This window comes from Nonomuraea sp. SYSU D8015 (genome assembly GCF_008065375.1).
Taxonomy (GTDB): Bacteria; Actinomycetota; Actinomycetes; order Streptosporangiales; family Streptosporangiaceae; genus Nonomuraea.
On the sequence record NZ_VJYI01000049.1, the window covers coordinates 1 to 26,484 of the forward strand.

The following is a 26,484-nucleotide window of genomic DNA, read 5'->3' on the forward strand; positions in this document are numbered from 1 at the left end:
GCGCCTTGGCCTCGTCGCGGGCGAGCCGGTCGATCAGTCGGGAGACGGTCGGGTCGGAAGCGACCGGGCCGAACAGCTCGGGCTGGGCGCGCAGCAGGGCGATGTCGGCCAGGCAGTCTCCGCCGAGGGCGAGGCTGATGGTCAGGTCGGTCACGATTTTGCCGGGGTCGTGGACCGCGCGTGAGGAGCGCCAGCGTTGCAGGCCGGCGGACAGGGCCCTGTCCAGGCCGGTGACACGCAGCGTCTGCAGGGGCAGCAGGGCGCCTGTGTGGGAGAGGAGCCCGGTGGCGTCAGCGGATGCGGTGATCTTGCCGCGCGAAGCGATAGTCTTCACTTGGAAAGTGCCTTCTGATCTGGTGTGGACAGGACTCTCGACAAGCTCCATCCTCCCAGTTCAAAGGCACTTTTCTTATGTGTACGATCAAGCCTGGCGAAATTCACCGCGAAAGCCCGAGGCTAGGCCCACGGTCCCAGGATGGTGGACGTGGTCATGCCCAGCGGCTATCGGACCGTCTGGTCCGAGCACAAGAGCTGCGCAACCTGCACGCGGAAGAGGATCAGCGACTGACAGAGATGATGTGGGTGAGCCCCTCCCGCCGGGGTCTGACCCAGCCTCTGACTGACTTCGGGTCTTCGACGGGATCTGTCGATCCCAGCCGAGAGAGCGGCCTGATCGGCGGGAGCTGCGCTCATCGCCTCCGCCCGCGGGAGGGCGGTCCTGCGGCCGGTATGGACAACCGTGACATCCTGCCGTCAGTCTCAAGGCAGACAGACACCTGAGGGACCGCTGATGCACCGCCTGATTAATCTGAGCGATCTGCCCGCCAGTGACCGCTTCGCCTTCTGGCAGGAGACCGTGGCCCGCACGTACATGCCCGTCGATTTCCACAGCGATCACGCAGGTGATTTCAGGGCGACGATGCGAAGCCTGGACCTGGGCGCGGTACACGTCTGCGGACACACGTACTCGCCGCTGCACGCACGCCGGACAGAGAAGCTGATCCGGCAGTCCGACCCCGAGTGCTACCAGGTCACCTTGGGTATGCGGGGCACACTGGCCGTGTCCCAGGACCGCCAGGACGCCATCGTCGGGGCAGGCGACCTGATGATTTATCACTCCTGGAAGCCCTTTCACGGAGTGGTACGCATCCCCCGGGGCACGGCCGCGGCCATCCAACTCCACGTTCCCCGTGGACTCCTCCGGCTGCCCTCACGCCAGGTCGACCGGCTCTGCGCCGCCCAGCTCCCGGCACGCGACGGAGTCGGCGTGCTGTTCAGCCAGTTCCTCACCCGCGTCGCTCAGGATGCGGCCACCTATCGGCCGGCGGACGCCGCCCGGCTGGGCAGCATCTGCATCGACCTGCTCTCCGCCCTGCTCGCCCACCAATCCGAAACCGGCAACGCAGTGCCCCTCGAGAGCCGCCGGCGAACACTGCTCCTCCAGATACACGCCCACATCGAGCGGTCGCTGAACGATCCACAACTGTCCTCGGGCACGATCGCCGCCGCACACCACATCTCCGTCCGATCCCTGCACCGTCTCTTCGCCGAACAGGGCACCACCGTCTCAGAGTGGATCCGCACCCGCCGACTGGAACACTGCCGCCAAGAGCTGATCGCCCGCCACAGCCGGCACCGCCCGATACATGTAATAGCGGCACGCTGGGGCTACACCGACCCGGCCGCCTTCGCACGCGCCTTCCGCACCGCCTACGGCCTCAGCCCCCGGGAGTACCGCATGCAGCAGGCATTGGGACAGGACGGGCGCGCGCACCACACGGAATAACGTTCCCTTCTTGGAAGGTCCCTTCTTGCGGGGCCGCAAGCACTATTCCCGCAACGAGCGGCATGGTAGCCCGCTGATCGTCACTCGTCGAAAGTTCGCGTACACCGATGACCCTGTGGCGGACTTCTGGGCGCTCCGGCGCTACGAAGCCGTGTTTCAAGATCCCCTGCCCTGAGCCGTCAGGGCACACGGGAACGGTCACGAGCCTGACCTCAGGCCCTCTGTTGATCAAGGCAACACATTCTTTCTCCGGAGGCGACGATGTCCTTGTTCGGCAGCCGGGACTGGTCGGCGGCAAGGATGACCGCTCGGGTGCCCTCCGTGCCGGAGCTCGAGTCGTTGACGATCAGCTCTCGGGCGAAAGGCAGCCGGTAGGACGCGCACAAGCCCACGCCGCCACCGGCCGTCTTGAGCGCGTTGGCGCGGCGGATGATGCCCTCGGTCACGCCCTCCATATCCAGCGGCTGGCCGGGAGGGTAGCCCGGCACGTCCACCAACGCGGTGATCTCCGGCCGGGGGTTCGGGTCCGGCGGCAGCACCCGCGGCTGCCGACGACGCACGCTCGACAGGTCCAGCGCCGGCCGCCGCGCCACGGCGGCGGAGGCGGCGATTGGGTCTGCGGCGGGCTCAGTCTCGGTCTCGCCAGCCGCCTCCTGAGTCTCGGGCGTCTCCAGCTCCGGCTCGGGTTCGGCGTTGGGGTCGTCGCCGCGGACCTGGGCGGCGAGGGCGTCGATCTCAGCGGCCTCGCGGCGGGTGGCCTGCTCGTTGCGGATGTCGTTGACGGCCGTGGCCAGCTGGCGTAGCTGCTCCAGGTCGTCCGGGGTGACGACGGAGGCGTTGGACTTGGCGTCGAAAGCGGCGACTGCGCCGTCGAGAAGTGCGGCGAGCTCGTCGTCGCCCAGCGCGGTGATGTCCTCAGGAAGCTCGAACTCCACGAGCGGCTCTCTCTCGGTGAGAGGTGAGAGCCCGGCCCATAACCAGCGGCGATGTGATCGATGCTAGCGCACCGGCCGCCTCGCGGCTGTGTGGCGGCGCGGGTGCTCGCCAGCGTGAACGTGGTCGGGGAAGGTCGATGCAGATCACCAAAACACCGCCGTTGGCGCGGCCGCGTCCCGAACGGGTTTCCCGGGCTGGTGTGCGTCGTGGAAACGCACGGCCTGCATCAGAAGCCCGCCGCCACCTCTAGATTGAGCGCATCCTCGACGTCGAAAGGCCTGCCACACCGCGTTCTGCACGGATTGTGACAACAAGATCCACTGGGAGTGAGATCCTCAATTTGGGAAATCTGAATTACCGCACTTGGGTGCGATTTATAGAGAAGTATCGACTCGCCCCACCCGAATGTTACACCTTTTACATGCCACCCATTGTGACCTATCTCACATTGCTGGACGATCTTGTAAAAGGATGCGAATGATTAGCCATTCCAAACGCACACCGGATTAAGGAGAGTGTCTGTGGAAAGTTTAGCCACCAAGGCGAGAGGAAGTCGGCCACCCAGCCGACAACTCGCCTTTGCAACGGTGCTCACGGTGGCAGCATCGCTGCTGGTAGCGGGCGCGCCTGGCGCCGCCCAAGCCGATCCGGAACCGGAAAAAGGGCCGTCCGGCCCTTCGGTGACCACGTTCCCCCGCCCCGAGGATCCCGACGCGCCGTTACGCGCAGCGATCCTCGAAGCCAAAAACATGATAAACCGGTGGCGGTCGAGCAGACCTTCACCGAAACCTCGCGCACCTGGGCATATCCGGACGGTCATCTGGCCACGGAATCCTACAGCGGCCCGGCACAATTACGACGTGCCGACGGTTCATGGGCGTGGATCGACACTACGCTCGAGGAAAAGAACGGCATCCTGAAACCACGGCTGGCCAAGGCCGGGGTGCGTTTCTCTACGGGCGGTTCCGGCCCGTTCGCCAGCATGCGCCTGGGCCGGGAAGGCACCTTCGGCCTGTCGTGGCCCACCGAATTGCCCCGCCCGCAGGTCAAGGGCAACGTGGCCACGTACGTCGGCGTGGCCGGCCCCTCGGCGGACCTGGTCGTCACCGCCCTGGCCACCGGCTTCCGGCACGACATCGTGCTGCGGGAACGCCCCACCGGGCCAGTGGAATACCGGCTCCCGGTGCAGGCCCCCGGACTCAAGCTCAAGGTGACCAAGTCCGGCGGGCTCACGCTCTCGGCCGACAAGGGCAAGCAGGTGGCCTCGGCCCCGGCACCGCTGATGTGGGACGCCGCCGCCGATGATCCCAGCCCGGACCACCCGGGACGGCAATCCACGATCAAAACCAGTGTGGAGAGCGAGAGCGGCGGCACCGTGCTGGTGCTGAAGCCGGACCCGAAGTGGCTGGCCGACCCGGCCACGCAATACCCGGTCACCGTGGATCCCACCACCACGCTCGGGATCACTCAAGAGGTCGGGATCCGATCGCCCAGCTCTCAGATCAGCCCGGGACAAGTCGGACGACGCAACTACCAGACCTGCAATCCCTATCCGACCTGCACCAGATATGAGAACACCAGCCGGGCGCTGATGGCCTTTGACACCACGCCCATCACCGGCCGCCATGTCGTCAAGGCGACCATGCAGCTGATGTTGCGTACCGCTGTCTCAACCTGCAGCGAATTCCAGGGCATCACCGCCCACCGGATCACGCAGTCCTGGGTGGCCAACAACACCTTCTGGAGCAACCAGCCCACCACCACCGCAGAGGGACGCGCCTCCATCGACCCGTGCTCCCTGCCCGGCACCGCAGGCTCCGTGTGGAGTTGGGACTTCACCCCGATGACCCGGGCATGGGCCTCGGGGACGCCGAATCACGGCGTGATGCTGCGGCTGTCCGAGGAGAGTCCAGTACCCAAGGACCTGTGGGAGGAGTTCTCCTTCTGGGCACAGTTATCGGGCCAGAACGTGCCCAAGCTGAGCGTGGACTGGGTGCTGCCGCCGGAGATCCCCACCGTCAGCGCCGAATCCATCGACTCCATCAGCGGCAACGACGCCATCGCACGCAGCACCAACGTAAAGGTCAGCTACAAGTCCAGCGTGCCCGAGGCGACACCGCTGAACTACACGGTGAGCGTCAACGACTCCACCATGGCGCCCCCCGCCGCCCAGCTTCCCGCCGGCGAGCAGGCGTACTGGAAACTGGATGAGACCTCCGGCAACACCGCCGCCGACTCCTCCGGCAAGAACGTCCCGGCCACCCTGACCCGTGCCTACAACCGCACGCCAGGCCAGCTTGGCCAGGCCATCACGTTCTCAGGCGGGCATGCGGCCACCAGCAAGCCGGTCATCAACACCAACCAGAGCTTCACCGCCACCGCGTGGGTGAAGCTGGACAACAGCACCACCGAGCAGACGGTGTTCTCGCAGATGGGCACCTACCTGCCCGGGTTCGCGCTGAACTACCACACCTCAACGGCGCCAGAGTATGACCAGCGCTGGTGGTTCACCATGATCAACGAGGACCGGTCCGACGGCCGAATCCACGAAACGCCGATCAACTCCAAGAGCCTCGCGAAGATCCGCGAGTGGACGCACCTGGCCGCCCAATACGATCAGGCGGCAGGCAAGATCCGCCTTTACGTGGACGGTGTGCTGGCCGGGGAGCGTGCCCACACGCCGAGCTGGAACGCTCAAGGCATCTTCGAGGTCGGGCGTGCTCGCGGCACCTTCGGCGGCAGCCTCAACGGCACAGTGGACGATGTCCATGTCTACCAGCGGGCCCTGTCCGAGCAGGACATCCGGGCTCTGGTGGGAGTGCCCGGCACCACCACGCACAACAACATCCCATCCGGGCAGGTGCTGGACAAGGTATTCACCCTGGACAACCCGGCCAGCTTCAAGTTCGTGGTCAAGGCCTGCCGCGCCGGCATCACCCCGCCCTCCTGCAACGAAAGCCCGGCCTACCGCATCACCTCTGATACGCCGGTACTGCGCTCCGACACCGGAACCGGCATGGCCGACCCCACCCAGCCGATCCTGTCCGGCATGGTCAACCGCCCCTCCGGCGGTCCCGTGACGGCCAAGTACTACCTGTACGACAACCAGGGCCTGCCCGTCGGCTCCGCACCACTCGGCAGCCGCACCGTCAACGGCGGCGAACGCGCCTCCTTCCAACTCCCGCCCAACACCGTGCGCCCCGGCACCACGTACAAGTGGCAGATGATGGCCTGCGTCACCGCCCCCCCAAGACCCCGGTGACCCCGGACCAAATCCCAACCCCACACCCACACCGACCCCGACCCCGACACCCACGCCGACCCCGCTACCTCCCGGGCTGGTCGCCGCCTACGGCATGAACGAAGGCAGCGGCACCACCGTCACCGACGCGACCGGCACCAACAACGGCACCGCCACCGACACCACCCGGGTTGCCGGCAAGCACGGCCAGGCGCTGTCCTTCAACGGCACCTCCAGCTGGGTCACCATCCCTCACCACCCGTCCCTCGCGATGACGAACGCACTCACCCTGTCGGCCTGGGTCAAACCCACCACCGTCGACAACTGGCGCACCGTCATCGCCAAGGACTTCACCCTGTTCGACGAATCCTCCTACGGCCTGTGGGCCTCCAACGGCACAGGCCCCGCAGGCGGGATCTTCACCGAGAGGGACTACGGACGGCCCGCCGGCACCACACGGCTGCCCCTGAACACCTGGTCCCACCTCGCCGTCACCTACGACGGCACCACCGCCCGCCTCTTCCTCAACGGCACCCAACTCGCCCAATACGCCCTGGCCGGCACCATCATGGAAGACGGGGGCGCCGTTCACATCGGCGGCAACACCTCCTACGGCGACTACTTCCAGGGTGCCATCGACGACGTCCGCATCTACAACCGCGCCCAAACCGCCGCCGAAATCACCACCGACATGAACAGCCCGCTCGGCGGCACAACAGTTTCGACCAGCGCGGTTCGTGCGAACGCCACCGCCGTAACTACGTCGGGCCCTTCGAGCGGTGAGGTGTGCACCCCCAAGACAGCACCCGTCAGCTTCACTACGCCCGGCACGCCTCCGCCTGACCCGGAGGAGGAAGTCCGGCAAGTAACGCTGAGTAAGGACAACTTCGTCATCAAGACGGTCAAGACCGATCCAGCCGCTTGTGACGGCGGTCCTTGCACAGTCATCGATTCGAGCACCATGCATATCGGCGGCACTGGAACAGACAAGACGGCTACCGTTGTCGGCTTCCGATTGGACGAGCTTCCTGACGGTGCCGGAGTGGTGAATGCCGTCTTGAAACTCGGCACATCGGCATGTGCGTCCGGTACATGCCCGGCAGACACACTGATCACCGCTACGCCGCTCAAGAGCAGCGTCACAGCGGAGACCAAGGGATCGGAACTGGCGGGTGATGCCGACCGGACAGTCACCCCGTGCTCCCTGCCGATCAACAGCATGCAGGCCGACATCGCAGGTAGCGAAGGCAAGTGGCTGCTATTCACATCCAACAAGGACGAGGTCATCACCATCGCCGAGCCGAGCGCCGCGGAACAGCCATCGCTGGCCTTGACCTATCTGCCGGCAGGCCCGCCCAGTAAGGTGCTCAACCTGCGTGCTTATGGCGGCGATGCCAGTGCGACGGCAAGCTGGGGGTTGCCGGAGTCCAACGGTAGCGTAGCGTTCCTGGACGGCTACGACGTGCAAGTCGTTGATCAAAGCGGGGCGACGGTCAAGACCCTAGAGGTGAAAGATCCGTGGGCTCCCATCAGCGGCCTGACCAACGACGTCACTTACACGATCAAGGTGCGGGCCAAGACCGCTTATGGGGTTAGCGAGTGGGAAAGCACTTCGGCCACTACCAAAGCTGTTCACCGCCACCACCAACGGCGTGTGTCCTCGAAGCGTCGAGCACCGCAGCAAAGGCAGTTGCGGCCTCTGAGTCGGAGTCAGGGGCAGAGGTATACATCGAGCAGGTCAGGGACTATTTCGAGGCTCAGGATGCAGTTCTCCAAGGGCGCGCACAAACCATCTGGGATGCGCCCGGTGTCGCTCCGGATGCTAATAATACCGCCAAGCTCTCCCTCCTTAATCACGTCCTGCTGCAAGACAAGCAGTCCTTGGACGCGGCGGGCGTCACACTCTCGAACACCACCGTTGACCTGAACGACGTGGTCGTAAGCATTCACGTTGTGCACAGGATGTAGCAGTTCGAGCGGCTGCGTGACCGTCCGTCACTTTGATCAATCCGGCCTCGGATGATGTGATCTTCAGGTGTCCGGCCTGGAGGAGCTGTCCCGCGAGGAGCTGATCGCTCTGACGCGCGCGCTCGTGGCCGAGAACACCGCCTTGAAGGCGGAGGTAGCCGAGCTTCGGGCCGAGAACGCCGCGCTGCGGGAGCGGGTGGCCAAACTGGAGCGGCTGGTCTCGCGTAACAGCGGCAATTCCGGGATGCCGCCCTCGGTCGATGACCTTCCCGGCCGCAAGCAGCCCAAGGATCGCAAGGTCAGCAGCGGTCGGCGTCGGCCGGGTAAGCAGCCCGGTGCGCAGGGCAAGGCGCTGGCCTGGTCCGATGAGGTCGCCGGCGGCGACATCGTCGAGCACTATCCGCAAGGCCGGTGCGGGTGCGGGACCGATCTGGGCCAGGCGGCCGATCTGGGGGTGACGGCCCGGCACCAGCAGATCGAGATCCCGCTGATGGTGGCGCGCCGGTTCCAGCATCAGGTGCACACGGTCGCCTGCCGGTGCGGCGCCGTGCATACCGCGCCGCGCCCGCCGGGCGTGCCCGCGGCACCGGTCAGTCTCGGGGTCAATCTGCAGGCGTGGTGTGTGTATCTGCTGGTTGTTCACGCGATTCCGGTGCACCGGGTCGCCGAGTTGGTGGCCTCGCTCACCGGTGCGGAGCCCTCGCCCGGGTTCGTGCACGGCTTGATCGGCCGGGCCGCCGCCGCGGTCGCATCCGCGAACGCGCGAATCCGGATGCTGCTCACCCTGGCCTACGTGGTGTGCTGCGACGAGACACCGATCCGGGTCGGGCCGAAGAAGGCTAAGAAGTATCTGCTGGTGGCCTGCGACCAGCTGCTGACCTGGTACATGCTCGGCGGGCGGGACCTGGAGACCTTCAAGAAGTTCGTGGTGGCCGACCTGACCGGCGTGGTGGTCCATGACCGTTACCAGAACTACGACGCCACCGACCTGGGCGCGCGCGATCACCAACTCTGCGCGGCTCACCTCATTCGCGATCTTGAAGACTGTGCCGAGACCTACCCAGGTGCTCGCTGGCCCCGGCAGCTGCAGATGGCGCTGCGCGGCTTAATCCACGCCGCCAACCTCGCCCGCGACCAGGACAAGGACGCCATCGAGGCTGGCACCCTGGCGATGTTCACCAAGATGTTCCGCGGCGGGGTCGCCGTCGGGCTGTCGCAGGTCAAGCGCCTGCCGGGGGCGGCCAAGACCGTCACCCAGCCGGTCGGCAGGGTGCTACTGGAGGTACTGCGCGACCGCGCAGGCGACGTCCTGCGCTTCGCCTGCGAATTGCGGATCCCACCGACGAACAACCAGGCCGAACGCGACCTGCGACCAGCCAAAACCCAGCAGAAGATCTCCGGCAGGCTCCGCTCGGAGAAGACCACCGTGCACCGCTACGCCGTACGCGGTTACCTGTCCACCGTGCTCAAGCACGGCCTCGACGTCGTGACCGTCCTACGCAACGCGCTGCTGGGCAACCTCTGGATGCCACCCGACCCGGCAACCGGATGACCGTCCAGGATCGGCCGTACTCACGCATGCATTAGGACGATCACACAGCGCGATCACCAGATCCCGAAATGCGCTGGAGGTGAATGCTTACACGTGGTCGTGCAGCAAGACAACGACGGAAAGGTGCGAGTGACTGCTTCTGTCATGCGCACCTGGACAGAAGCGTCTTCCGATGAGACAGCGGGAAATGCCGCGAAGAGAAGCAAGTCCACTGCCGGGCAGGTCGAGCCCAGCACCCCGTCCATAGCGATCTTCGTGCATGACCGCTGTGGCGGCCTCACCATCATCGATGTCCCCGCAGACTCCGAAAAGGACTCCACCGACTGGCTGGACAGTTGCGGAGGTATCATCCCAGGTCACTTGACCGCTTCCATGCGCGCGGACGTGCCCCCCGTGGAGGTCCGGTGCGGTGGCGACAAGGACTATATCCCGCCTAAAAGCACCACCCCAGGCCAGTATGACGACTTCACATGCTGGTGCAAATCCGGTCCGACAAAGGACAGAAACGGCGATACCTGCGAGCTATTCCTTAAGACACCATCGATAGGTATATCAGCGATAAAAGGTATCGAATTCAGCGGGAAGGGCTGGCTTGGCTGGGAGGTTCACAACGCAGGTTTCCTCAAAAACGAATGGCTGAGCGTGCCGCAATTCAATGCACAAGGCAACCTAGAAGTCTATCCGTGGTTCTGGAAAAAGGCGCAGTACAAAGACTACAACAAGTACATCCTCGATAACGTCCGACTCAAGGTCACATCGAAGGCCGAGTTTAGAGGCGCGGGAGGTAGCGTAACCTTCGACAAAGTACCAAGTATTACACCTGGCGCGGTTGGGCAGGCCGTATCAAGCGTGGTGATAGGCAACAAGGGTAAGCTCAACTGGCGCGACCCGGAGAGCGGCGATAACAACTTCAACGCAGAGTGCGATCCAGTGCTCGTCGGCTGCGCCTTCCGTGATGGTAGGCTCTCGATCGACGTTGATCTGATTATGCCGCAGCACAAAAAAGACCCTCGCGAAGTCGCAGGAACACCAAGGGCAAGTGGTTGGACACCCTGGAGATCCGTTGCACCGGTCCGTCTTGCTCTGGGGTAAACTGAGCATACGGTAGGCTCATGGGGGTTTGTTCTGGAGTGCTCCACAACAAACCCCCATGAGTTGTTTGCGCCTAATATTCTTATTTTAGCTCTGGACGCCTTAGGCTGAGGAATATTCCCCGAAATCAAGTCCGCCATTGCTAGCTAGAAGGATTATTAGTGGACATGAGCCCCCATCCCGCCGCTTGGAGCAAAGCCCGTACGCCAATCCTTGTGCTAGTCGGAGCACTCATTGCTGGAATCGCATGGGTAAGCATTGGGCTGAATGACTCGATGTCGAAATTTGGCTACCTCTGGGGAAATGCCTTACAAGTAGCGCATCCTGGATATCGAATCGCATTCCAAGGCGACGTTGAGCGACATCTGTTCAACACTTCTATGAAGGTGACCATCGAGTCACACTCGGCGGTGATTAGCGCTGAATCGAGTGAGCGCGTGGCGGAGGTATCCAAGGACTTACTTGGCCGAATCGGCGTCACCAATCTACCCACGGATCCGATGACCGACTACTTGAGAACTTTTAGGGGAGGTCAGGGAAGTGATTCGAAAGCTAAAGCTGTAGCTGTGGCTCAGGCGGAATCACTTAAAGAGAAAGAGGTCGCAACGGTAATAGTCGAACTATCCTCGCCTCTACTGGAGACAGAGGTTGAGAGATTGACTGACTTCAGCGTTGTGGAATGGAAGAGGTTCTTTCTCTCGGGTTCACGCATGCCGTCAGGAAAGCCTTTATACTGGTGGCCAGGGAAAGGGGGTTGCAGCGCCACAGTCCTTGTTGACCGTCATTGCAGCAATCGCTCTGCAATTTCGCAGTTTCGTCTATGGGTGCGTAATTTCAGCGATGATGATCGCGCTAATTTGGCTAAACTTGGGCTCGATCTACAAGCTCTGCGAGACGCGGCCTCTGAAGGAAAAGTCTTTGGCTTTATCGCCAATGTGTTCGATCGTGACCAAGCACTCAAACTTCTTGACATGCCAGAGGTTCGGACGGTGGATTTTGTCGAGCGCGAAATCGATGATGAGAGGTGAGCTTCATGTGATGCGGCTCTCTAGCCTCGATCTTTCTCGATCTTGATCTGGTCGGCTAAGAGGTCCGGCTGGAGGTCGATTTCCTCGCTGTGGTCAGCGGGATTGCCCGGCTGTCGCGCCGGGTGGGCGGGGTTCCACGGGCCCGTGGGGTTCCTTTCTGGTCGTGGGGACGGGTTGGTGATGGTCAGGTCGGTGCCGGCAGAGCGTGCAGCCGGGTCAGGGCGGTGGTGATCGGCCTGGCCCAGGGCCAGTGCGCGGGGATCCGCACGCGGATCCTGCGGCCCCCGTGTACCAGTCGGCCGGCGACGGCGAACAGGCGCAGGCGCAGCCGTTTGGGCTCGTAGCGGCGGGCGTCGGTGTCGTGCAGGGCGAGCATCTGCATCCAGGCGATCAGTTCGCAGGCCAGGGTGACGATCTCCAGCCAGATCTGGTTTTGGGGGAAGTCGTGCAGGGGCAGGTTGCGCAGGCCGGTGTCCTTGGCGGCGCGGATGCGGTCTTCAGCGCGGGCGCGGCGGCGGTGGCGTAGTTCCAGATCGGCGAGCTGGCCGCCTGGGGTGCCGGTGACGAAGCAGGTGAAGCGGTGCCCGTCGATGTCGGTGAAGCGCAGTTGGGCGCCGGGGTGCGGGCGTTCTTTGCGGACGATGACCCGCATCCCCTTGGGCCAGCCGGTCAGGTCGAGCAGCCCGGTGAGCTCGGCGACCCACGCGCCAGGCCGTACTTGGCGTTCAGCGTCGTAGGCCGGTGTCCAGGCGGTGGCGGGGAGCTTGCCGATGGCGGCGGCGATGTCGTCGGTGATGGTGAAGCCGATGGAGTACTTCAGCCATCGTCCTGGGCGGGTGAGCCAGGACAGGAACTCGCGGGTGCCGCCGCCGGAGTGGGTGCGGATGAGCACGTTGCGCCGCAGGTGCTTGGGGAGTTGGGCTAAGGCGAGCCGGGTGGTCTCGATGTGGTCAGCGGCGGTGTTAGGCCTTCCTGCGACCAGAGCGCTTCGAGAGCGGCGCTTCCTGTCTTGGCTGCCTGCAGCGAGGAAGCCACCTCCATGGTGGGAAGCACCTCAGTGAGGACGAACGAAAATATGGTGACGCAGCGCATATGATCTGCTGCGTCACCCGAGGAGTTGTCATGTGCGTCTGCTCGTTCCCACTGCGACGGCTCCGATGCCGAGCAGGAGGATCACGATCCCGGTGACGACGTTGTTCCAGATCGTTGCTGTGTCGGCCTCACGGATGACCCATGGAGACATGATGGTCCACAGGCCAAGGATCGGTGCCACCCAGCTGACGCCATGCGTCCGCCCGTAGGCAGAGGCGAAACCGGCAGCGAGGACCGCCAGTGCCAGCCCGACGATCAGGTTGATGACTGTCAGCCTGGAAAGATCGTTGAAGCCGATCACCCAGGGGGAGATCGCCAGGTAAAGCCCGGCCAGGAGGGCGAATCCATCGATCGCCTGGGCGCTGGGACGCGCGCCAGCCCATTCGTATCGCCGCCGCATTTCCGTGATGTCAGGATGGCTGTCGATTGCAGACGCTCTGGCCATCATCAAGACCACCTTCCTAAGAGAGAGCGGATCGGATGTGAAGCGCCCTTTACCCCTGTCGATGGGCTTATTCACGGAATCTCCACATCGTGGTGCACATGCGATATGGCGATCACCAGGGAGCGCGAGGCGAGAGATAGCCGGTGGTCTCGACTGTCACTCGACACGCGACATTCTCCGACAGTCGGTTGAGCAGTGATCCTTCGCACGAACAAGGTGCCCACCAGCTCCATGTGGCCCGTGAGCCAGAGCGCCGTCCAGTGACAGCGAGAGATACCACCCATCCCCGGACATCTCGTTGACGATGCCGCGAGCACGCGTCCAAGGACGCCAACATGTCCTCCGTGCTGGACGCCTGGGAGGCCTGCCATCGTATGGTTCGTCGGTAACTCGACCGAGACGGAGCGATCTTGCCTCACTCGGGCGGAACCGGGCCTTGCTGCCCCCGCTGGCGCTCGATGGCCCCGTTGACCTCCGCGCCAAGCAGGACCACAAACGAGGCCAAGTACAACCACAACATGAAGACGATCATCGCGGCGAGCGCACCGTAGGTCTCGTTGTAGTTGCCAAAGTTGCCTACATAGAGCGACAGTCCGACACTGATCGCCAACAGTGCTGGCAAGGCGAAGCCCACCCCCCAGCCAACGATACGGTATGCGGACGGGTCCCGCTCAGGGACGAACCGGTACAGGAGCACCAGGGCGGCCACGGACAACAGCACCAGCGAGACCCAGCGCACCACCGGCACCGCCCATGACGTCCCCTGAAGGCCCACCAGTGAAGCGACTACCGGCACGGCCGCCACGAGCGCCACCGTCAAGGTGACCACCGTGATGGAAGCAAGGGTCACCAACAGGGCGACCAGTCGCCGTGCCACGAAGCCGCGGTGAGAATGCTGGCCGTAGACGGCATTGAGTCCTTTCATCAGCGCGGCCACGGCTCGTGAGGAGGCCCAGAGCAACCCAGAGGCGCTGGCGACCAGCCCCCACGTGAGGTCCTGTCTGCCTACCCCGACGGCGGCCACCAGTTGGGTGACGAGCAGGTCTGCCACCTCTTCGGGCAGGATCCGGGTGAGCGGAGTCAGTTGGCGAGTCACCTGGGAGGGGTCGGCGATCAGCCCATAGACCACGACCACGCCGATCATCAACGGGAAGGCCGATACGGTTGCCCAGAACGCTATGCCCGCCGCCAGCAGTGAAAGCCGCTCCTGCGTCGCCTCTTCACGGATGGTTTTGGCTGTGTCCAGCCAGGTGTGAAGGTTCATCTGTCTAGTGGGAACAACGACGTCAAGGTCCTCGTGCTGCCCTCAGCAATCGCGACCAAACGACACCTGTACACGCAAGGTACGGGGCGAGAAAGTCCGGCACGGGTACACGATCCCGCATACTGGCGAGGGCCTATTGTGACGACCGCCTTACGGTTAGCCAGACGCAGGCCACGCCCTGGTCTCATTGGCACCTGGCCGCTGTCACCCGCTCGACGCGTCTTCGCGCTCACCACTGAAAGCAGCGGGGGTGGTCATGCGGCGAATCAACGTATGAAGGTGGGCCCGGAAGCGAAGATGCGCGGCTACATCATCACGCCCCCGACCGGGGTGATGAACTCTGGCCAGCCGGGCACGCGGACTGGTGTGCTGCAGCCCTCCGGTCAGAAATCCGTACACACTCCACACGATCGTCCACAGTAGGTAGTCGGTGTCCACGTCGCCGGGGATCATTTCACGCACCGTGTCGGCCACGACGTTGGCCAGCGGCCTGGAGTACAGCTTTTCCAGCCCTTCCACATCGATCGCATCACCCATCCACCGGTGCATCCACAACGCCAGCACGTGAGGATGGTCTCTGTAGAAGTCGAAATAGGCATCTGCCAGCTCGATCAGCCCTTGCGCGGTAGGCGCGAAGCGGTCCAAGGCCGCCTGCATGGCTTCCCTCTCGGCCCGGTGCGCCAGCAGCATCACCTCGCGATACAACTGCGCCTTGTCACCGACCTGCGCCACCATGGCCTCCAGGTTCATCCCGGCGGCCTGGGCGATCAACTGCGCCGATGTGCCGTCGAAGCCGAGCTCGGCGAACATCCGGGTAGCAACCTGGAGCACATGCGTAGGCTGTGCATCCGTCATTACACCACTGTACGCAACGACGCGAAAGCTTAGAGTGAAGGCTGCTCTCCCAGGGGCGGCTTGCCAGGATAAACGGGGCTGCGTCCCGGGCTCAGCCATCGGCGTAGCCGGGACTGTGGCGATCAGCGGCACGTGGGAACTGCTGGACCCAATCCTGGCGATCAAGATCCGACGCGCTCCGACTGGAGACGGCGAGCCGTCCGCGGATCCGCTCTCGGGGTGCTCGATCGGCTGCACATAGCGCTCCGCGCCCTCTCGTCTGAAGCCGATCGTTGATTCGCGTGGCCTCCTCCGAGATGCGGGGTAGAGGTACATGCTCGCCTGTTTGTCCACGAAACCGGGGAGAAAGCCATGACCACGGGACCGCAGTACCCGACGTCGCCGAACGAGCGAAGCGGGCTGGAAGAGGAGGAGCCGATCCGCGCTCGGGCCGGCGAAGAAGATGACACAGGCGCCGAGGAGCAAGAGCCTCCCCAAGGAGGCCGGCCCGGCAAGGGGCCGCTGGGACATCCATACGGAGGCCGAGGCGACGTTCCCGACAATGCCGAGGGCCTACCCGGAGAGTGGGAGAGCCACGAAGTCCGACAGCAACCACGGCAGCGCCCCAGCGGACCGGGCTAGCCGGCGAGGCAGACTCACCAGCACGTCCGGCCGCCGCCATCGAGCCGCTGCCGGCGGGATCGGCACAGGAGAGTCTGACGTTGAAAGCTCCTCGCCGTCGTCGTGGCAGTCGTTATCTGGCGGCCGCACCCGGCCCGGTTTGCCATCTGCCTGGCGTTGACTTTGCCCGCGGGCAGGGATCAGCGTCTCGACCGGCACCCCGGCAGCCTACGGTCTCGAGGTTGGCGTCGGGCGCTTGAGGAAGGCCAGGGACAGCCGGCCCCGCAGCTGATCCACGCGCCTGACCAGCGCGCAGCGCCAGCGATGTGGACCCGTGGGAAGAGTACTGCCCGCGCCACCTCCGGATGGAGGTGGCCAGCCTGCCACAACCCAGGCGACGATGAATGAAAGATACGGAAATGACCGACCGCGGTGCTAGAGGAGCTGCGACACGCCATCGATGAGGCATTCGGCGGACACGACCGGGTGGCGATATGCGAGGTGTACGCGCGCGCCTGCGAGCACGTGAAGGAGTCCGCCGACCGGCTGGCCCGCCTTGCCGGCCTGCTGGCTTATTTCAATGAACTACCTGAAGCCTCCTCCACCAGGCAGGAGCTGGCCGAGGCGATCAACGACGTCATCCGGCGCCGGGGGAGGGCGACAGTCTCGGGTTGCTGGAGGCGGATATGCCGTCCCGGCCAGTGAAGGAGACGGCCGAAACGCGGGCGGTATGTGACGATGTACCGGACGACGTACCGCTCCAGTACGTCAACCCACGCCCACCAGGCGGGATTAGTCCGATATAGATCCCCGCGATGGTGGCCGCGCCTCTCACATCGCCGGCCACGGGTGATCGACGGTGTCCCGCCGATCTCATCGGCTCGCTCCAGAGTCCTATGATCACCAGTTCCTGCGTGGCGCAGGTCACGCGGGATCGGTGTTCCACTGTTTTGATGCGTCAGATCCTCATCCACCCTGGCTCCCACGTCGAGACGCTGGGCATCCACAACCAGAAAGAGGGTCAGCGTGGTGAATCAGAACTCCGTGGCGGCCGCGGCTGCCACGGCCAGCGGCCCTCCAATTCCACTTCAAGGGAGAAGCTGAGGAAGGTGCGAACCACTACGATTGCCGCCAGCACGCCCACACTGGCGAAGGTTGGCGCAATAGCCACCGTTTTGATGATGTCTCCGGCGACTAGAAACTCCAGGCCGAGCAGGATCGCGCGCCCTAGGCTCCTGCGGTACGTCCGATAGGCATCGTCGATCGGACGATGAAGCACCAGTCGGTAACCGAAGAGGCCGCTCGCCGCCAGCGCACCGACCACAATGACGGCCACGCCGGCGGCATCGACCGCCAGACCAACATTCTCGATCAAGGATTTCACATCCACGAAGAGCTCTCCGGCGACCTTGACCGGCGTCCCCCACCGGTCGGCCTACCCTGCCCGACAGGAGCTGCCGGTAACCGCGGCGACATCGCTCGCCCAGCAGGCGAGCCAGAACGATCAGCACCTGCCGGATAACGTCAGCGGCTCACGGAGCCGGCGCGCGAGATGCACCGATTGCGTCGCTCATGAAGTCCTCGAGGCCGTGGGTGGTGTGGACCTCGGCATCATCGCGATACGGTCCCGTCGGGCTTTGTCTGATGTTTCGCTGCTCACCCCGGTGCCGGTGAGGTGTTCCGAGACACGCCCCAGGCATATCTTCGCCTTGTGACCTCGTAGAGCGCGTGGAACGGATCCGTGTGAGCCCGGACAGGAGGGACGTCCTCAACCTCCTCCATGACGCGGCTGGGAAAACTTTGAGCTGTTGATCCTTATAGCCCTCTTCAGCGCGGGCAAGGGGCCGGCTATGAGCATCGTGCCGCACAAGCCCCGCATGACGAACGTGCCCAAGGCGATTGCTGGTCCGAGCCGATACCTGGACGACCGTCTGGGTGCGGCCGGCTTCGCCAAACGCAACCTGCGCAAGATCTTTCCGGACCACTGGTCGTTCTTGCTCGGTGAGATCGCCTTGTACTCGTTCGTCATCCTGCTGCTGACCGGAACGTTCTTGACGTTTTGGTTCAAGCCGAGCATGCAGGATGTCGTCTACGACGGGCCGTACGCACCCCTCGTGGGCGTGATGATGTCCGGCGCGTACGCCTCGACGCTGGAGATCAGTTTCGAGGTGAGGGGCGGGCTGCTGCTCCGGCAGATGCACCACTGGGCCGCCCTGCTTTTCGTGGCCGCACTCATGATCCATATGCTGCGGGTGTTCTTCACCGGCGCCTACCGCAAGCCCCGCGAACTGAACTGGCTGATCGGTATCACGCTGTTCCTGCTCGCCCTTGGCGAAGGGTTGACCGGCTATTCCCTCCCCGACGATCTGCTGTCCGGTGCCGGGCTGAGGATCACCCAGGGTGTTCTGCTGTCGATTCCGCTGGTGGGCACGTACCTGTCGTTCTTCCTGTTCGGCGGGGAATTTCCCGGCGACGACGTGATCGCGCGCTTCTACGCCCTGCACATCCTGCTCATCCCAGGCATCCTGCTGGCGCTCATTTCCGCTCATCTGGTGCTGATGTGGGTGCAAAAGCACACGCAGATGCCGGGCAAGGGCCGAACCGAGATGAATGTGGTGGGCGGGCCGTTCCTGCCGTCCTTCATGGCCAAGTCGAGCGCCTACTTCCTGTTCACGCTCGCCGTCGTGGCGGGCCTGGCCACCTACGCGCAGATCAACCCAGTCTGGCTGTACGGCCCCTACACGCCGGCGGACATCTCAGCAGGATCGCAACCCGACTGGTACCTGGGATTCCTGGAGGGAGCGCTCAGGCTTATGCCTTCCTGGGAGGTGAATTTCCTCGGCTACACTCTCGCGCTCAGCGTGCTGATTCCTGCGCTGCTCCCGATGGGGATCATCGTCACGGGCCTGGTCCTGTATCCGTTCCTAGAGCAATGGATCACCGGTGACCGGCGCGAGCACCACATCTGCGACCGCCCGCGTAACAACCCGCACCGCACCTCCATCGGCGCGGCGGCCATCACCTTCTACACCGTGCTGCTGCTGATGGGCGCCAACGACGTGATCTCCGCTAACTTCCACATTCCGCTGTATGCCACGACATGGTTCGGCCGGATCGCGGTCTTCGCCGGTCCCGCCCTCGTCTATGTCGTCACGTACCGAATTTGCATCGGTCTGCAACGAGCGGACGCCGGGATGATCGGCCATGGGGTGGAAACAGGGATGATCAAACGTCTTCCCCACGGTGAGTACATCGAAGTTCACGCGCCGCCGGCTGAGGACATCGAAGCCCATGTGGAAGGTAAGAAGCCCATCCCGGCGCTTCCCACCGGAGAACCGGGCCAGGGCGCGCCCCCGCAGCATGCTCGTGGACTGCTCGGCCGGATTCGGATCAAGATGAGCAAGACGTACGCCGACGCTACTGTTCCTCTGGACCATGAACGCGGCCACGGCCACGACGCGGGCAAAGTCCCCGCCGATCGAGAAGCGGGGCAGAGCAGATAGCGCAGTCTTGGCATGATGCTTGGTCTCATGGCGACGGGGTAGGGCCAGCCCATGCCTCATCCGCTCGGAGGAGGACCGAGTCAGGTGAAGGCTCGCGAGCGGGGGCCTGCCGGGTGGGCCGCCGTACCGGGTCCACTGCGTAGCATCGCGGCGGCGAGCACCTGCCTGCTGGTCACGGCTGCCGCGATCGCGCTGCTGGGGTGGGTGCTCAAACGGCTGGCGCCCGTGACGCTGGCGGTGGTGGCCGCGCTGTTCCTGACCGCGTTGCTGTACCCTGTGGCGGCTTTCCTGCGCCGCTTGCACGTCCCCCGGGGACTGAGCGCCCTGGCAGGGCTGCTCCTGCTCGTCCTGGTCGTCGCAGGGCCACTGACCCTGGTGGCCAACCAGGCGATCGCTCAGTTCGACGATCTACAGCGCCAGCTCCTGGCCGGCCTGGACCAGCTACGTGCCTTTCTGCTTTCCGGCCCATTGAGCCAGCAGCAGCTGAACGCGGCGATCGAGGAGCTCACTGCGGCCCTGAGGGGCGCCGCCCCCGAACCCCTCGCCGGAGCGATGACTACGCTGCAGACGCTCGCGGCCATCGCGACCGCGCTGGTGTTGCTGTTCTTCTTCCTGCGCGACGGGGCCGGAATGTGGGAATGGATCGTGCGCCGTTTCCCCGCACGTCGCCGCGAGCGCGTGGACGCCGCGGCGCGCGCCGGGTGGAGCACCCTGGTCGCCTACGTGCGAGGAACGATGGTGGTGGCGGCCGTGGACGGCGTCAGCATCGGCCTCGCACTGGTTCTGCTGCAGGTGCCGCTGGCGCTGGCGCTGGCCTTCCTGACGTTCCTGTTCGCTTTCGTGCCCATCGTCGGTGCGATCGTAGCCGGCGCGGTCGCCGTGCTAGTCGCTCTGGTGAGCAACGGAGTGGCCGATGCGCTGCTGGTCCTTGCCGCGGTCGTTCTCGTGCAACAGCTCGAGGGCAACCTGCTGGAGCCCGTCATCATCGGCAAGGCCGTGCGCTTGCACCCCACCGTAGTCCTGGTGGCCGTCACCGCCGGCACCTTGATCGGCGGAATCGCGGGCGCGGTCGTGACCGTCCCGCTCACGGCGGTGCTCTACCGTGCCGTCGAACGCGGCCTGTCGTTCGCCGATCATGATCCGTCCGAGAAGGCGACGGAATCGCCCGCGCCCAAAAAGCGCGGGGATCCGCATTCCGATCGTCAGGTATAACCGCCACATCGCGGGGCAAGAGCGCCGGCTCCGAGCACGCTATAAGCGGAGAGGCACACCATGCTGACCCTTACCGAGAACGCCGTGAAGGCCATCAAATCCATGACCGCCGACGCCCGGACCCCCGACGAAGGCGGGCTTCGCATCGCCACCCGCTCGCTGATGGACACCTCCCTGGAGATGGAACTGGCCGACAGCCCCGGCCGCAAGGACCAGGTGGTGGAAGCGGAGGGAACCCGTGTGTTCCTCGAGCCCATGGCCGCAAGGATCCTGGAGGACAGGACGCTGGACGCGGATGTGACCCAGGCCGGTGATGTGTCCTTCCGCATCATCAGGCAGCGAGCCTGACGATGACGTCTCCCCATGCGCCGCGCTGTCCCGCGAAGCGATGACGCTGGAAATCACATCGCCAAGCTCCGGCGCCCGCACGGGGGAACTCACCGTGTCGTCGTCCATTGGAGCGTCGACTCCTACAACGACCTGGGATCCGCATCACGCGCGCGGATAGGCAGGATCTGCGCTCGCTGTCGGCGCAATCCGACGCCTTGGCGCAGGGCTGCGCCGCCTCAGTGCTGTACTCAGGTGGCCTACGAGCCGGTGATGTGATGGGGGAGCTGCGGGGCAGATGATTAGGACCGCCTGCGCTCCTGGTTCGTGCCCTCAAGTGGCTCGACGGCCCTTCACGGATCAGTTACGACGGATGGAGTTCGGGCGACTCGCTGGCGACGGGGGCGGCCCACTGCACCAGAAGGAAGCGGCTGATTCCTAGTTGCCTGCCGGTGCCGACGATCGCGTCGGCGAAGTGCTCGGCCGCGTCCAAGATCGTGGTGTATGAGAATGAGGCCACTCTGCGATCTGTGCCTATTTAAGCAGCAATAGCATCAATCGTCACATTAGTGCCATCACCGTCTCCTGGTTCCTTTTTCTCGGCGGCCTTGCGGCATTCGGCCAGCACTTCCAGCCCGAGGTATCGACGGCCCTCGGTCCACTCGTCGTGCTGCTCGGCCAGCACCGCACCGACCAAGCGGATGATCGCCTCCCGATGCGGGAAGATCCCGGCGACGTCGGTCCGGCGGCGGATCTCCTTGTTCAGCCGCTCTTGGGGGTTGTTGGACCAGATCTGCCGCCACACCGCCTTGGGATAGGCGGCGAAGGCCAGGATGTCCTCGCGTGCCTCGTCCAGGTGCTCGGCCGCCTGGGGGTATTTGCCCTCCAGCGCTTGCACGATCTGACGGTGCTGGGCCCGCACTGAGGCGGCGTCGGGCTGCTCGAAGACGGTGCGCAGCATGGTGGCCACCCACGGCTGGGCCGTCTTCGGCACACAGGTGGCCAAGTTGCGCGCGTAGTGAGCGCGACACCTTTGCCAGGACGCGCCGGGCAGCGTCGAGGCGATCGCATCACGCAGCCCGGCGTGACAGTCGGAGATCACCAGCGAAACGCCGGACAGGCCGCGGGCGACCAGGCCGCGCAGGAACGCCAGCCAGCCCGCCCCGTCCTCGGACGACACCACGTCGATGCCGAGGATCTCGCGGTGCCCGTCGGCGTTCACCCCGGTCGCGACCAGGGCGTGCACGTTGACCGTCCGCCCGCCCTCACGCACCTTCTGAGTCAATGCGTCGATCCAGACGAAGGTGTAGGGGCCGGCACCCAGCGGCCGGTTGCGGAAGTCGGCCACCATCTGGTCCAGCTCCCGCGCCATCACGCTGACCTGGGACTTCGACAGTTTGGTGACGCCGAGTTGCTCGGCCAGCTTCTCCACCCGCCGGGTCGACACCCCGAGCAGGTAGGAGGTGGCCACCACCGAGGCCAGCGCCCGCTCGGCTCGCCGCTGCCGCTCCAGCAGCCAGTCGGGGTAGTACGTCCCGTGCCGCAGCTTGGGGATGGCCAGCTCGACCGTGCCCGCGCGGGTGTCCCACTCACGGCGCCGGTAGCCGTTACGCGAGTTGACCCGCGCGTCCGACACCTCGCCGTAGCCGGCGCCGCAGCGCTGCTCGACCTCGGCGTCCATCATCATCTGCGCCATCCGCACGACCATCTCGCGCAGCACATCGGGCGAGGCCTGGGCCAGGGTCTCGTCGAACCACTCACTCTCACCAGGCAGAATGTCCATAGCGGCCACTTCTCGTTCTCCTTCTTATGCCTTCGACAGCTGTGAAGGATCGCGGAGTGGCCGCCCTCATGTCACATGGATCTTCCCTTACGGGCACCAAGGTGACGAGTAGGTTCAAACCCGTACACCACTCGCGTGGACGCTAACAAGTGCTGCTCAGCGGTCAGGGCGATCAATCAATGTGGCTCCCTCGGCAAAGAGCCCGGCCAGCCACCAGCGGCGGATGGGACGTGGGTGGTCGGCGATCCACGCTGATGTGCCGATGAGGTGAGGCCTCGAGACTGGCACCTGCGACAGCCTCCAGGCGTAGAGGCCGAACACCGTGAAAGGACACCGTGAGCATCGGTACCGACATGACAGCCTCGGTCGGGAAGGAGCATGATCGTCGTCATATGCGGACAACAAGGGGTGGCGTGTTGTTGAAGACCCCATCGTCGTGAAGAGCTGGTCATGTCACTGTCGAAGAACCGATCAGCCGGTCGGTGCTGGGTCACGGTCGTCCCCGGCCGGTCAGCGCATCCCGTAGGCGATCCACCAGCCCGGTTCCGGGTGCCAGCAGTTTGTTGCCGGGCGGAGTGTCAGGCGCGGCGGGGTGTGGCCGCGTGGGCGCCGTCTTCTTGGCCTGCTGAACCTTCTCGCCCAGTTCCACGAGCTGCTCAGGAGAGCACGCTTGCCACAGGCGGGGGAACAGGTCATTCTCCTCCTCCCTTACGTGGTGGCGGATCTGGCCCATCAGCTGGTTCAAGGCGGTCCAAAACATGGTGTCCGCGGGTTCCAGCTCTTCCAACTGCTTCATCGTCTGCTCGGCCTCGGCGTGCTCGGCGATCTCCTCGTCAGCGATAGCGTCGCCGTCGGGGACGTACTGGCGTACGACCGGATACAGATACTCCTCCTCCGCTACCGAGTGTCGGACGAGTTCGATGACGACCTTCTCGGTCAAGAGCTCCACTCGTTTACTGTTCTCGCCGGCCAACTGCTCCAGTTCGGTGAACATCTGCTCGACCTCGCGATGGTCGGTCTCGAGCACCGCGATCACATCGTGCTGTTCGTCCACGTTGGGCCTTCCTCTCATGGATGTGCCGTCTGCGAGAAAAATGAGGTCAATGGCCGGGAGGTAGATGGTGTGGCATGCTGAGGTCTTCGACGCCATTCCCGCTGTCAGTCGCTGTAACATGTTCAGCGAGCGGCCTATGGTCACCACAACAGGCCGATCACAAGCCACACCACTGCGACGACCAGCGCCAGCCACAGCAGGTCGGCCATGAGACCCCATTCGTTCTTCCCCCGCCGGTCCGCCGCCGATTCCCGGTGGTAAGCGAGGGCGTCGTCCTGTCGTTCGCCCGGCCTGTAATCGGGGCGCACCTGTGCGGGAAGGTACCGGCGGAAGAATCCGGGATAGGGCATGCTCCAGCGTCGGTAGCCCATGCCGTAGCCCAAAGGTACGACGAGCACCAAGATCACGAATAGCAGCCACAGCCAGAACCACACGGTCCCCTCCTCAGACTCGGCTTTCGCCTCTTGCCCCGAATCCACCACCTGATACGCCTACGCGGTCGCGGACCCTCTGGATCGGGTCACGCATCACGGCAAGAAGGCCCTCCACCGCCATGCGAGAGAGCAAACTCTGCTCACAACATTCTTGGCTGTTGCGTAGGCGGTGCACCGCTTTCTGGGTCGTTCTTCACGCTCCGACGAGGGCTGAGACGTTGCCAGGTATGAGATCGGCGATTTCGGAGAAACGTGCGGCGTAGCCAATGCGAAGGAGCGCACCCGAAATCAAATTGCCGGATAAAGAATCAGCGACACGCCACTAGGTCCAACCCTATTGAGGGCACGCGCTCTCAGGACAGCAGAGCGACCAGGAGCGACACGATTGCCAAGGCCAAGATCAGCCACAGCACATCCGCCATGAGGCCCCACTCGCTCCCCCTGACGAATCGGGGATACGGGACGCCCCAGCGACGATATGCCATGCCATAGACGATAAGGAGGATAAACAGCAACAACAACAGCAGCCACAACCACAACCACATGATCTCCCCTTCCTGGGCGTGATGGCACTTTCCCCCGATCCACCACTCGATACACTGATTAGCCCAGAAACGATCCCTGCTCCATGATCAGGCTGGCAAAGGTGATTGCCTTCCTCCGCTGCATGATCACGGTTTCGTGCAGCTACCGAAGATGACGTTCACCCGGGTGATGCCCACGGAACGCCAAAATGATCAACGTCGCTGCGGCTTCTCCTGATTTATGCCTGTCAGCTGTTGCATTAACACCACCGACGTGCCGTAGCGTTTCGCCACCATAGCCGGGGAAATCAAACCGCAGCACGCCGAGGTGGTCGTCGTGCTCGGTGCCCTCAACGGTGGCGGGGGTGGCGCCGCGTTCCTCGGCCCACTGCCGGATGACCTCATGACTTGTTGTCACCAGGCTGCGGCCGGGGCGCTCGGGCTCGTCCTGCGGTGACCGGATCTCCTGAGCGTACTTCAGGCTCTTGGAGCTTTTCGGTCCGCGTACCGAGCCCCCACGGCCCGATTCGGGCCCCTTGCCTGTCTTGCCGCGTGAAGCTCTGGTCTTTGTGCCGCCCGTTGAGGCAAGGGCTTGCGCCACCGCGTTCACGAGTTCCTGCTTGCGCATGCGGGATACGCCCGATACGCCCGCTTCTTTGGCGCGGTTACGAAGGTCGTCGACCTTGAGACCGGCCAGCTGGCTTTCGCTGACCTCCGGGGTGTTCGGGGTCTGGTTGCCTGGGATGTTCTTGTAGTCACCGGCACTGGCGTGTCGCGGCATGGATCTCACCTCCAAGGGCTGTCCATGTCCTGCTCTCCCGTCACGTACATCGGAAACCCCGCAGGTCCCGTTTGCTCGGCGCTGACTCCACCAGGCGATGCATCAATGAGAGGTACGCAGATGGAGTCCCCTGGCGCTGGGCTCTCCGAGTCGGCGAACCGGCTCGGATGATCATCTTGCTTGACTGGACATCATGCCCTCATCGGCATCGCGGTGCCGAAAGCATGCTGCCCGCTTCCTTGATTGCCAAGTGCGAGCAAACCGTCGTACCTGATGAGTTAGACGCCGGGTTGGGCGGCTGCTGGCGTTTCTCGATACGCGATCCGCACGAGTAAAACTACGCTACGTAGCAAAGGAGGCGAAGGGCTGAGAGTGCAGTTGCAGCTGGGGGACAGCGAGAGGCGCCCCCAGCTGCCGACACACCAGCGCCGTGTGGCCAGGAACCTGAACGCCCCGAGCGCCGAATCGGTCGCGCGGTCGGTCTGCGGTCTGGTTCGCATCACGACGGCGTTAAAGTTCGCATCGCGACGGTGTTGAGTAGGTGGGATCGGGCGCCGATGAGAAATGGCGCCGACAGTCGTCTAAGTAGACGTCCGGTGAAAACGCGCTGCGCGCATCAAGGAGAGCAACGAGATGAGACCACTTCGATACTCGATCAACGTCACGCTCGACGGCTGCTGCCATCACGAGGCAGGGCTCCCCCCGGACGAGGAGTCGATGCGCTACTGGACCGCTGAGATGGAGCGAGCCGATGCCCTGCTATTCGGCCGGGTGACCTACGAGATGATGGAGTCGGCGTGGCGGAAGCCGGCCACGGACACGTGGCCTGACTGGATGGATGAGTGGCAGATCCCGTTCGCCGAGACCATCGACCGGGCGAAGAAGTACGGCCCCTGCCCCCGATGTGTGGACACCTTGAGTACCGGATGATGGAGATCCGGAGACAAGGAGTTCCACGTGGCGATGAAGTCGTATCCGCCGGAGTTCAAGGCGGACGCCGTCGCGTT

General features: G+C 64.3%; 24 protein-coding genes. 11 read left to right on the forward strand and 13 right to left on the reverse strand.

The window, feature by feature from the left end:
- Window positions 1–307 (reverse strand): transposase (locus tag ID574_RS58315; protein WP_442939466.1); only part of this gene is annotated, 307 nt, incomplete at its 3' end.
- A gap of 483 nt (window positions 308–790) precedes the next feature.
- Between ID574_RS58315 and ID574_RS58320 the strand changes: the two genes are divergently transcribed.
- A complete protein-coding gene (locus ID574_RS58320) occupies window positions 791–1,786 on the forward strand; it encodes an AraC-like ligand-binding domain-containing protein (protein ID WP_188197703.1) in 996 nt (331 codons plus the stop codon).
- A 212-nt stretch (window positions 1,787–1,998) separates the two neighbouring features.
- Here ID574_RS58320 and ID574_RS58325 read toward each other — a convergent pair whose 3' ends face one another.
- Window positions 1,999–2,721 (reverse strand): major capsid protein, encoded by a 723-nt coding sequence (locus ID574_RS58325; protein ID WP_188197704.1) that lies wholly within the window; start codon window positions 2,719–2,721, stop codon window positions 1,999–2,001.
- A 761-nt stretch (window positions 2,722–3,482) separates the two neighbouring features.
- Between ID574_RS58325 and ID574_RS58330 the strand changes: the two genes are divergently transcribed.
- From ID574_RS58330 to ID574_RS58350, 5 genes are all read left to right on the forward strand, one after another.
- The gene (locus tag ID574_RS58330) at window positions 3,483–5,984 is read left to right on the forward strand and encodes a LamG-like jellyroll fold domain-containing protein (RefSeq protein WP_188197705.1); all 2,502 of its coding nucleotides are present in this window, start codon (window positions 3,483–3,485) and stop codon (window positions 5,982–5,984) included.
- A 94-nt stretch (window positions 5,985–6,078) separates the two neighbouring features.
- The gene (locus ID574_RS58335; RefSeq protein ID WP_188197706.1) at window positions 6,079–7,890 is read left to right on the forward strand and encodes a LamG-like jellyroll fold domain-containing protein; all 1,812 of its coding nucleotides are present in this window, start codon (window positions 6,079–6,081) and stop codon (window positions 7,888–7,890) included.
- Window positions 7,891–7,998: 108 nt separating this feature from the next.
- Window positions 7,999–9,483, forward strand: a complete 1,485-nt coding sequence (gene tnpC, locus ID574_RS58340; RefSeq protein WP_188197707.1) for an IS66 family transposase — start codon at window positions 7,999–8,001, stop codon at window positions 9,481–9,483.
- Between the two features lie 129 nt (window positions 9,484–9,612).
- Window positions 9,613–10,575, forward strand: a complete 963-nt coding sequence (locus tag ID574_RS58345; protein ID WP_188197708.1) for a hypothetical protein — start codon at window positions 9,613–9,615, stop codon at window positions 10,573–10,575.
- A gap of 167 nt (window positions 10,576–10,742) precedes the next feature.
- Window positions 10,743–11,603, forward strand: a complete 861-nt coding sequence (locus ID574_RS58350) for a hypothetical protein (RefSeq protein ID WP_188197709.1) — start codon at window positions 10,743–10,745, stop codon at window positions 11,601–11,603.
- A gap of 184 nt (window positions 11,604–11,787) precedes the next feature.
- On the opposite strand, the gene ID574_RS58355 is transcribed toward ID574_RS58350, so the two are convergent.
- The 4 genes from ID574_RS58355 to ID574_RS58370 all read right to left on the reverse strand — a co-directional run bounded on the left by ID574_RS58355 (window position 11,788) and on the right by ID574_RS58370 (window position 15,259).
- On the reverse strand, window positions 11,788–12,585 hold the full coding sequence (locus tag ID574_RS58355) for an IS1380 family transposase (RefSeq protein WP_188197719.1): 798 nt from the start codon (window positions 12,583–12,585) through the stop codon (window positions 11,788–11,790).
- A gap of 138 nt (window positions 12,586–12,723) precedes the next feature.
- Complete coding sequence (locus tag ID574_RS58360) at window positions 12,724–13,215, reverse strand: SPW repeat protein (RefSeq protein ID WP_223168181.1); 492 nt, start codon at window positions 13,213–13,215, stop codon at window positions 12,724–12,726.
- Between the two features lie 340 nt (window positions 13,216–13,555).
- Complete coding sequence (locus ID574_RS58365; protein WP_188197710.1) at window positions 13,556–14,404, reverse strand: YihY/virulence factor BrkB family protein; 849 nt, start codon at window positions 14,402–14,404, stop codon at window positions 13,556–13,558.
- Window positions 14,405–14,608: 204 nt separating this feature from the next.
- Window positions 14,609–15,259: a TetR/AcrR family transcriptional regulator gene (locus tag ID574_RS58370; RefSeq protein WP_188197711.1), complete on the reverse strand. Its 651-nt coding sequence runs from the start codon at window positions 15,257–15,259 to the stop codon at window positions 14,609–14,611.
- Window positions 15,260–16,291: 1,032 nt separating this feature from the next.
- On the opposite strand from ID574_RS58370, the gene ID574_RS58375 reads away from it, so the two are divergent.
- Complete coding sequence (locus ID574_RS58375) at window positions 16,292–16,564, forward strand: hypothetical protein (protein ID WP_188197712.1); 273 nt, start codon at window positions 16,292–16,294, stop codon at window positions 16,562–16,564.
- Window positions 16,565–16,880: 316 nt separating this feature from the next.
- Here ID574_RS58375 and ID574_RS58380 read toward each other — a convergent pair whose 3' ends face one another.
- Window positions 16,881–17,249, reverse strand: a complete 369-nt coding sequence (locus tag ID574_RS58380; protein WP_188197713.1) for a DUF1622 domain-containing protein — start codon at window positions 17,247–17,249, stop codon at window positions 16,881–16,883.
- Window positions 17,250–17,709: 460 nt separating this feature from the next.
- Between ID574_RS58380 and qcrB the strand changes: the two genes are divergently transcribed.
- The 3 genes from qcrB to ID574_RS58395 all read left to right on the forward strand — a co-directional run bounded on the left by qcrB (window position 17,710) and on the right by ID574_RS58395 (window position 20,922).
- On the forward strand, window positions 17,710–19,362 hold the full coding sequence (gene qcrB, locus ID574_RS58385; protein WP_223168182.1) for a cytochrome bc1 complex cytochrome b subunit: 1,653 nt from the start codon (window positions 17,710–17,712) through the stop codon (window positions 19,360–19,362).
- 84 nt (window positions 19,363–19,446) lie between these two features.
- Entirely contained in the window at window positions 19,447–20,574 is a 1,128-nt protein-coding gene (locus ID574_RS58390) for an AI-2E family transporter (RefSeq protein WP_223168183.1), read from the forward strand.
- Window positions 20,575–20,634: 60 nt separating this feature from the next.
- Complete coding sequence (locus ID574_RS58395; protein ID WP_188197715.1) at window positions 20,635–20,922, forward strand: Fe-S cluster assembly protein HesB; 288 nt, start codon at window positions 20,635–20,637, stop codon at window positions 20,920–20,922.
- Window positions 20,923–21,265: 343 nt separating this feature from the next.
- On the opposite strand, the gene ID574_RS58400 is transcribed toward ID574_RS58395, so the two are convergent.
- The 6 genes from ID574_RS58400 to ID574_RS58420 all read right to left on the reverse strand — a co-directional run bounded on the left by ID574_RS58400 (window position 21,266) and on the right by ID574_RS58420 (window position 25,477).
- Window positions 21,266–21,421: a hypothetical protein gene (locus tag ID574_RS58400; RefSeq protein ID WP_188197716.1), complete on the reverse strand. Its 156-nt coding sequence runs from the start codon at window positions 21,419–21,421 to the stop codon at window positions 21,266–21,268.
- An 18-nt stretch (window positions 21,422–21,439) separates the two neighbouring features.
- Window positions 21,440–22,684 (reverse strand): IS256 family transposase, encoded by a 1,245-nt coding sequence (locus ID574_RS58405; RefSeq protein ID WP_223168184.1) that lies wholly within the window; start codon window positions 22,682–22,684, stop codon window positions 21,440–21,442.
- Window positions 22,685–23,174: 490 nt separating this feature from the next.
- Window positions 23,175–23,738, reverse strand: coding sequence for a hemerythrin domain-containing protein (locus tag ID574_RS58410; protein WP_223168185.1), 564 nt, complete (start codon window positions 23,736–23,738; stop codon window positions 23,175–23,177).
- A gap of 140 nt (window positions 23,739–23,878) precedes the next feature.
- On the reverse strand, window positions 23,879–24,172 hold the full coding sequence (locus tag ID574_RS58415; RefSeq protein ID WP_188197717.1) for a hypothetical protein: 294 nt from the start codon (window positions 24,170–24,172) through the stop codon (window positions 23,879–23,881).
- Window positions 24,173–24,525: 353 nt separating this feature from the next.
- The gene (locus tag ID574_RS62215; protein WP_262496192.1) at window positions 24,526–24,657 is read right to left on the reverse strand and encodes a hypothetical protein; all 132 of its coding nucleotides are present in this window, start codon (window positions 24,655–24,657) and stop codon (window positions 24,526–24,528) included.
- A 202-nt stretch (window positions 24,658–24,859) separates the two neighbouring features.
- Window positions 24,860–25,477, reverse strand: a complete 618-nt coding sequence (locus ID574_RS58420) for a Rho termination factor N-terminal domain-containing protein (protein WP_188197718.1) — start codon at window positions 25,475–25,477, stop codon at window positions 24,860–24,862.
- Window positions 25,478–26,110: 633 nt separating this feature from the next.
- On the opposite strand from ID574_RS58420, the gene ID574_RS58425 reads away from it, so the two are divergent.
- The gene (locus tag ID574_RS58425) at window positions 26,111–26,407 is read left to right on the forward strand and encodes a dihydrofolate reductase family protein (protein WP_223168187.1); all 297 of its coding nucleotides are present in this window, start codon (window positions 26,111–26,113) and stop codon (window positions 26,405–26,407) included.
- The last annotated feature ends 77 nt before the right edge of the window (window positions 26,408–26,484 follow it).